Source organism: Paraglaciecola sp. 20A4 (assembly GCF_011378905.1).
In the GTDB taxonomy this organism is placed as follows: Bacteria; Pseudomonadota; Gammaproteobacteria; order Enterobacterales; family Alteromonadaceae; genus Paraglaciecola.
In genome coordinates, this window is sequence record NZ_WTPY01000017.1 from 85,345 (window position 1) to 92,541 (window position 7,197).

Genomic DNA, 7,197 nt, shown 5'->3' on the forward strand with positions numbered 1-7,197 from the left:
CTGGTAAAAGTATGAATGAGTGGGTATATCGATTCCATCGAGATAATTTGAGCTTTGTAGAATTCCTTTATCTCGCTTGGCATAAAGCGATTTAATTTGTTCTAGCGTTAATTGCCGTATAACCACGCAGCGATTCACTTTACCAAGGAGAGCAACATGAATTACAAGATAATCCATGAGACAACGTATATATTTGATGATGACGTATTTTTAGAGCCGCATTATTTAAGATTCCGCCCCAAGCAAACTGCGTTTATTGAGCTCACCAGTTTTTCTATCAACCTAAAATCCGAACCAGAGGGACATAGCGTAATAGAAGATGAAGAGCATAATACAATAGATTTTTGTTGGTTTGAAAAACTAACAAACAGCCTTACAATCCATGTACAAAGCGAATTGCAAACCAAAGAACATAATCCTTTTAATTTTATTGTTCATCCGGACTCATTTAATACGCTCCCCTTTGCCTATTCTGCACATCAGTACCAAATTCTTTTTGCCTCTTTACAAAAGCAAGCTATTGCACAAGAGTTGGTGGATTATGCAAATCCTATACTTGATGCCTCATATTTCAATACCATTGCCTTTGTGACTAACCTTACAAGCCAAATACATCAGGATTTTAGCGTGGAATATCGCGAGGATGGCCCTCCATTATCGCCCAATAATACCTTTAGCATGAAAAGAGGATCTTGCCGTGACTTATCTTGGATGCAAATTAATCTGTTACGACATTACGGTATTGCTGCGCGTTTCGTCAGTGGATATTTCTATTTTGATATGGAAAAACCTATTTATGAGTTACACGCATGGGTGGAGATATTTATACCAGGCACCGGCTGGTTAGGGTTTGACCCTAGCCATGGAATATTAACCGGAAATACCCATTTTGCCGTTGCCTCCAGTGCCATCCCGGAAAACACTATGCCCGTTTCGGGTGGTATTCGCGGCAGTGCGACATCAAAAATGACGACTAATCTAACGATAATAAAGCAATAGCACATCTATAGGATTTTATGCGAATCTACACTCACCGAGACACTTGCGCTTAGTATCAAAAAATCTGTCACCAGCGCGATTTCAATCATTGAGCGTTACCGCTAGTTCCATTTTGAGAACCTGCGTAAATTAGGGCTGACGTAAGCTTCCTTAAACCATTGCGCAAGTTCCCAGATAAACTAATTATTCTGATTGGCAATATGCCGTTTAATGAAACGACTGTAACCCCATATCATCACCCATAACCATGCCCCACCAATGGGGATCATCCAAAATGCGGTGGTCAGCGGTGCAAAGTGAGCCCACAAACCGGTGCCGAATGAGGCCACTTGAACACCAATAGATGAGCCTATAACGCACAAGCCAGAAATAACTGGCCCTTTATCACTGTCCACATCCATAGCGGCTGAAAGCATCAAAGGGAATATACCACCAAGCCCTAAGCCAAGCATAAAGTTGCCCCAAGACATCACGACAGGATCAACCGTTAGCTTAACCATAAAACTACCTACGACCATGATAGTCGCTAAAATGAGCATTAATCTATGACTAGATAACCAGCGCAACAACAAAGCGAATACCAAGCGACTAACCACCATACCAGCAGTGAAAAAGGCAAACACTAACCGTGACTGCTCACCATCAAACCCGAGGCCGTTCTGAGCATAACTGACAAACCAATTAGCATTACCAAATTCAACCATGCCGTAACCAAAGGCTGCTAACGCCAAGAATATAAACACTGGACGGCGAATAATGTCGCCGTAGGCAAGACTCTTACGATTTTGAGTCGCCTCTTCGGACGTAATCAGTTTCTTGCCTTGATGAGCAACACGCCATGTGTAGACGGCTAGAGCCAACAAGCCTAAAGCTAATATACGCAAAGGCCACCGCCAATCATGCTCAATTAGGTACAGTGCAGACACAAAAAATGGCGCAGCCAACGTACCTAGGCTAAACATGAAATCCATAAACCCCATCATGGCTGAACGCCTATCAGCGTGTAAACGAGCAATAACAGTATGCCCAATGGTAAATAGGCTAGAACTGAAAATGCCCAGTACCAGTGCACCAATAAGTAACCAAATCCAGTGTTGCACAAACGATATCGCAATCAGCAACCCCATCACGCATACTAGCAAGATGGCAAATAACGACATGAAATCGAATTTTTGCGCGTATTTACCGCCTAAAATTGCACCTAAAATCATTCCCACTGATATCAACGTAAAAAATGCACCGCTGATGACTTCACTCATGGCCAAGCTTTTAGCTAAGTCAGGAAGTAGAATCCCCCATAAAATAAACACCATCCCAAGAAAGAAAAAGCCAGCAAATATGACAGATGTAGCAGCACGGCGATCCATAGACACTCCAATTTTAAACCTTTAGGGGAAACAGCAATTGAAAATAACCTATGGCATAGGTCTAACGTGCTATCGGGGCGCAAGATAACCAGCTTATAGTCCGCAGTGCAATGCTATTTTTCCATAATATGTTTGATTTATGTCGTAACAGCAATTTCATAAAATACCATTAACCCCGTGTGCACAAATATCTTATATTTTCTAACAATGGTCATTGTGAAAGTATTATCACCACGGCAATTCACATTAGGAATTAAGTGATAACCGACACGTTTATTATTAGGATAAACTCGGGACCTTGTTACAATCGCGTATCGTCTACATCGCCTGTGACGAAATATCAGGAGCGTCAGCTTGAAAACTTTTACCTGCCAATGTGCCAACACATTGCATTTCACCAATTCTAAATGTGTCGTATGTGGCCTTATGCTTGGCTTTATTACCGATGAAGTAAAATTGAGTGCTTTTACCACGAACCAGTACGGTAATTTACAAGCGTCCTGTAATGGTAAGCTTTATCGCAAATGTAGAAATTATTCTCAATACGATGTTTGCAATTGGATGGTAAATTATGACGACGAGCATGATTACTGTCTGTCATGTCGTCTCAATGAAACGATTCCAAATCTCGATGATCCTGAAAACGTTACGCTCTGGTTTAGATTAGAACAGGCTAAACGCCGTTTGTTGTATAGTTTGATGACGCTTCGTTTACCGATTGATGGCAAAACGGTTAATAATCCCTCGGGTCTTAATTTCTCTTTTCTTCGGGATGAAGTGGAAGATCAATACGGCAATGAACTCACCGTAAAAAACTTTGTCACCACTGGACACGCTAGCGGGCTCATCACAATTAATATTAATGAGGCTGATCACAGTGCTCGTATTGATATGCGCGAAAAAATGGGGGAACGTTACAGAACATTAGTAGGCCATTTCAGACACGAATCCGGTCACTATTATTGGGATAAATTAATTGCCCATAGTGACAAAATTGACGAGTTCAGAAGGCTTTTTGGAGACGAACGTCTAGGTTACGTTGAAGCTATGCAGGACTATTATCGCGATGGGCCAAGCCAGAATTGGCAATCAGTTTGGATCAGCGCTTATGCGAGTATGCATCCTTGGGAAGACTGGGCCGAAACCTGGGCTCATTATCTGCACATGATTGATACACTTGAAACAGCTAATGATTATGACTTCTCCATAGCCGGCAATAAAATAGCAAGTCCTATACCTGATAGTCAACCTCATGATCAAGTGTATGTCGCATCTAGCTTCACGCATCTATTTGATAATTGGTGCCAACTAACGAAAGCACTGAACGGCTTAAATCGCAGTATGGGCCTAGACGATGCTTATCCATTTGTTATATCCATTACAGCATTAGACAAGCTTCGATTTGTTCATGAGGTCATCGTCGACAAACCACACTAGGCGTTATATTTATCCCAATCTAATCGAGGTAATTGATTGAAAGCTAATTTCATTCCTTCATTCCATTGATTTTGCAAAGATTGAAAATCGCTACTGTTGGCACTTAATACTATATGAGCGGGGTCTTCTATTACGTCTTGCTTATGTAATGCCAATTCAATTGGGGGCCCAACAGAGACATTACTGCGCATGGTTGAATCTAACGATATAGCCGCACAACGAGCCGCATCTGACAATGATAATTCAGCGCTAATAATTCTATCCAGAATAGGCTTACCATATTTACTTTCGCCTATTTGCAAATATGGCGTCTCAGCTGACGCTGAAATAAAATTACCCTGTGGGTAAATAAGAAAAATATCACACCCTTGACCTTCAATCTGGCCCCCTAAGATAAAACTCGACTCCGTGCTAGCATTTGATTTTTCAATCGCCTTAGCATGTAAGCGCTGTTCATTTTGACTTAGTGTACCTATGTATTGGGCAACTTCATGTAAATATTCTCCCTGACTAATATCAAACTCTGCATTGGGATCATTTAAGTCGCGCTTGATGGCATTTACAACTGCTTGCGACGTAGCCAAGCTGCCGGATGTCAGCAAGACTAAGACTCGATTATTCTCAAAAACGAAGCGTGTCATCTTACTGTAGGTTGCAACATAATCCACACCTGCATTGGTGCGCGAATCTGAGGCAAAAACGAGCCCGTCGTCCACACTTATTGCTAAACAATATGTCATTTAATTCTATCCAAAATTTGCACAAAGGAACGTTGCTATCACAATGTTTTTACTGCTATTGATTTGAATTGAACCGATCGAAAACGTCAAGAGTTTTTGTTTCATATATTGACTTAATCCGTATACTAAATAAGCAGCTAACATGATGGAGAGCTATCTATGCCGATTGATTGGAATAAATACGACACAGGCCCATTTTACGATGAGTTAGTTAAAAATCCTGGCGAGCCAAGGGCATATGCAAAGGATTTGTGTGAATATATACAAGACCTTTCAGATGCCGAATTACAAGAATATAAAGCCGCAGCCGAATCAGCCATTAAAGTTATGGGCATTACATTTCGCGTTTATAATGATGAAGAAGGCTCTATTGATAGGGTTTGGCCCTTTGACATAGTACCCCGACTAATTGATCTTAAAGAATGGCAGCAGATTGAAAAAGGGCTTAAACAACGCGTAAAAGCGTTGAACATGTTTATCGACGATTTGTATAACGATCAAAAAATCATTGCAGACGGTATTTTTCCCCAAGACTTGTTAACCCATTCGAAAAATTTTTTACCCGAATGTAAAGGCTTTAGTCCACCATTAGGGATCTGGGCTCATATTTGTGGTTCAGATTTAGTGCGTGATCAGACCGGCACCGTATACGTATTAGAAGATAATTTACGCGTCCCCTCTGGCGTATCTTACATGCTCGAAAACAGGCACGTTATGAAACGTGTTTTCCCTGAAATGTTCAGCAAATACGATATTTTACCGGTAGATAACTACCCCTCTGATCTATACGACATGTTGGCGACACTTTCTCCGCGCGATATTCCTGAGCCTGAAATAGTAGTGTTAACCCCGGGCATCTATAATTCAGCTTATTTTGAACACGCTTATCTAGCCCAACAAATGGGTGCCGAATTGGTCGTAGGCGATGATTTGCTCGTCGATGACGATAACTGTGTATATATGCGAACCATCAAAGGACTGAGCCGAGTTGACGTGATTTATCGTCGCATAGATGATGCGTTTATCGATCCTGAAGTATTTAATCCTGAATCGACTCTTGGTGTTGCGGGATTAATGAGAGCATGGAAAGCAGGCAATGTAGCACTAGCCAATGCACCGGGCGCTGGGGTAGCAGATGACAAGGTTGTGTATAGCTACGTGCCCCAAATTATCGAATATTACCTCAATGAAAAACCACTGCTGGCTAATGTACCGACCTATCGATGCGTTAACCCTGAAGAAAAAGAGTACGTGCTGGCTAATATTGAAAAAATGGTGGTAAAACCGGCCAACGAATCTGGCGGTTACGGCATGTTAATCGGCCCTCACGCCAGCGCAAAAGAGCACGACGAATTTCGTCAACTCATAAAAGATGACCCTAGAAATTATGTTGCCCAGCCCATGTTACTGCTCTCTACAGCCCCTACCATAGTGGGTAACGAGGTAGAAGGTAGGCATTTAGATTTACGTCCTTTTATCCTCAGCGGCCAAGATGTGCGCGTGACTATGGGTGGCTTAACCCGCGTTGCGCTCGTTAAGGGGTCAACCGTGGTCAACTCATCACAAGGTGGTGGTAGTAAAGACACTTGGATTGTTGATATGGAGGGCAGTTAATATGTTATCTCGAGTCGCAAGTAATTTATGTTGGTTGGGGCGTTATTTAGAGCGGGCAGAAAACACTGCCAGACTCATTAACGTCAATTCAAACCTATTGTTAGATTTACCCAAAAGTATTGTTCTAGGATGGGAGCCTATAATCGATATCGTATCCGATAGAACTACTTATTATGCAAACTACCAAGTCGCTGACGAACGAAGCGTTTTAAGCTTTTTACTTGCTGGACCTAATAATCCATCCTCGATAGTCGACTCATTAGAGTATGCTAGAGAAAACGCCCGAACAATTCGCGAAATAATACCCAGAGAGGCATGGGAGCAAATTAACGAACTGTATATTTATGGTGATGAAAACCGTCAAAAAGCCCTTTTTCGACGCTCTCGCTATGATTTTCTCACCGAGGTAATTGAGTCAGTACAAAAAATCACCGGCATCTTAGCTGGCACCATGACCCATGACGAGGGCTACCACTTCTTAAAAATAGGTAGAAATTTAGAAAGAGCAGACATGACCACGCGGATTATTGATGTGCGCTCAGCCACTTTACTACCTGAGACAGAAACGGAACAGTCAGCCTTTGAAAATTTGCAGTGGATGAGCGTGCTTAAATCGTTAACCGCCTATCAAATGTATCGCCGCGAAGTACGCCTTAGAATTCGGCGCTCAGACGTATTAAAGTTCTTACTTTTAGAAGAAAGGTTTCCTCGTTCTTTACTACACTCGCTGCAAGAAGTGAGTAAATGTGTGCAAACGCTGCCCAATTACGAAGCCGTGTTGCAGGAACTTGAGGATGTTGAAAAGATGCTAATGAATGCAAACCCACAAACGTTGATCCAAGATAAACTACACACGTTTATTGACGATATGCAGCTAGGAATACATCAAGTGTTTAATCAACTTGAAGAAACCTATTTTTAACATGTTAGACAAGTAACCACATAAAAAAGCCCGCTGATAGCGTAATGCCGATCAGTTAAGAAATATTTTAGCGATCGGTTGACCGATCCTCAGAACCGTTCAAAATCCGATGAGTCAT

6 protein-coding genes are annotated in these 7,197 nt (G+C 41.9%); 4 read left to right on the forward strand and 2 right to left on the reverse strand.

The genetic code is table 11. The annotated features are described in order from the left end of the window. Window positions 1-156: 156 nt before the first annotated feature. Window positions 157-999, forward strand: a complete 843-nt coding sequence (locus tag GQS54_RS15155; protein ID WP_166424815.1) for a transglutaminase family protein — start codon at window positions 157-159, stop codon at window positions 997-999. Between the two features lie 179 nt (window positions 1,000-1,178). On the opposite strand, the gene GQS54_RS15160 is transcribed toward GQS54_RS15155, so the two are convergent. Next, window positions 1,179-2,366 carry an MFS transporter gene (locus GQS54_RS15160; RefSeq protein ID WP_166424816.1) on the reverse strand — a complete coding sequence of 396 codons (1,188 nt, stop codon included), beginning with the start codon at window positions 2,364-2,366 and terminating at the stop codon, window positions 1,179-1,181. 354 nt (window positions 2,367-2,720) lie between these two features. On the opposite strand from GQS54_RS15160, the gene GQS54_RS15165 reads away from it, so the two are divergent. Then, window positions 2,721-3,803: a putative zinc-binding metallopeptidase gene (locus GQS54_RS15165; protein ID WP_166424817.1), complete on the forward strand. Its 1,083-nt coding sequence runs from the start codon at window positions 2,721-2,723 to the stop codon at window positions 3,801-3,803. On the opposite strand, the gene GQS54_RS15170 is transcribed toward GQS54_RS15165, so the two are convergent. Beyond that, a complete protein-coding gene (locus GQS54_RS15170; RefSeq protein WP_166424818.1) occupies window positions 3,800-4,543 on the reverse strand; it encodes a 20S proteasome subunit A/B in 744 nt (247 codons plus the stop codon). The two genes, GQS54_RS15165 and GQS54_RS15170, sit on opposite strands and share 4 nt — an antisense overlap. A gap of 159 nt (window positions 4,544-4,702) precedes the next feature. Here GQS54_RS15170 and GQS54_RS15175 point away from each other — a divergent pair, with 159 nt between their 5' ends. Both GQS54_RS15175 and GQS54_RS15180 read left to right on the forward strand, forming a co-directional pair. After that, window positions 4,703-6,157 (forward strand): circularly permuted type 2 ATP-grasp protein, encoded by a 1,455-nt coding sequence (locus GQS54_RS15175; protein ID WP_166424819.1) that lies wholly within the window; start codon window positions 4,703-4,705, stop codon window positions 6,155-6,157. Window position 6,158: 1 nt separating this feature from the next. Continuing rightward, complete coding sequence (locus tag GQS54_RS15180; RefSeq protein WP_166424820.1) at window positions 6,159-7,079, forward strand: alpha-E domain-containing protein; 921 nt, start codon at window positions 6,159-6,161, stop codon at window positions 7,077-7,079. Window positions 7,080-7,197: the final 118 nt, after the last annotated feature.

Bases quoted from the DNA above. Each gene is read 5' to 3' on its own strand.
- GQS54_RS15155 (WP_166424815.1), top strand. From the start codon at position 157: ATGAATTACAAGATAATCCATGAGACAACGTATATATTTGATGATGAC.
- GQS54_RS15160 (WP_166424816.1), bottom strand. From the start codon at position 2,366: ATGGATCGCCGTGCTGCTACATCTGTCATATTTGCTGGCTTTTTCTTT.
- GQS54_RS15175 (WP_166424819.1), top strand. From the start codon at position 4,703: ATGCCGATTGATTGGAATAAATACGACACAGGCCCATTTTACGATGAG.
- GQS54_RS15170 (WP_166424818.1), bottom strand. From the start codon at position 4,543: ATGACATATTGTTTAGCAATAAGTGTGGACGACGGGCTCGTTTTTGCC.
- GQS54_RS15180 (WP_166424820.1), top strand. From the start codon at position 6,159: ATGTTATCTCGAGTCGCAAGTAATTTATGTTGGTTGGGGCGTTATTTA.